Source organism: Enterococcus raffinosus, from assembly GCF_001886185.1.
Taxonomy (GTDB): domain Bacteria; phylum Bacillota; class Bacilli; order Lactobacillales; family Enterococcaceae; genus Enterococcus_A; species Enterococcus_A raffinosus.
The window spans coordinates 1-309 of record NZ_JXLA01000135.1; the positions used below are offsets into that span (position 1 = coordinate 1).

A 309-nucleotide genomic window follows, 5' to 3' on the forward strand; every position below is an offset into this window, starting at 1 on the left:
AGCCTCCTCGGATGTGACGATCTTCGGCAGGAGCTAACAGTTAAAGTTAGACTGCCTCGCTAGCGTTAGCACATCCGAGCTCATTATCAAGGATTCGCTGCGCCAATCTCTGGTTACGGTAACCAACCGGTGTCTCGTAGCCAAGTGTACCGTGCAACCGAAGGTGGTTCCACCAATTGACATAGTCAAATAACTCCAAATCCAATTGTTGTAAGGTTTCAAATGTGTATTGATAGACAAATTCTACTTTCAACGACTTATAAGTTGATTCAGCTACGGCATTATCAAAAGGACAGCCTTTATGACTCA

At 44.3% G+C, this 309-nt stretch carries 1 protein-coding gene; it reads right to left on the reverse strand.

Features of this window, described 5'->3' with window-relative positions; translation table 11 throughout:
* Window positions 1–46: 46 nt before the first annotated feature.
* Window positions 47–309: IS3 family transposase (locus tag RV13_RS20625; RefSeq protein WP_028020992.1), on the reverse strand; the 263-nt coding region annotated here is incomplete at its 5' end.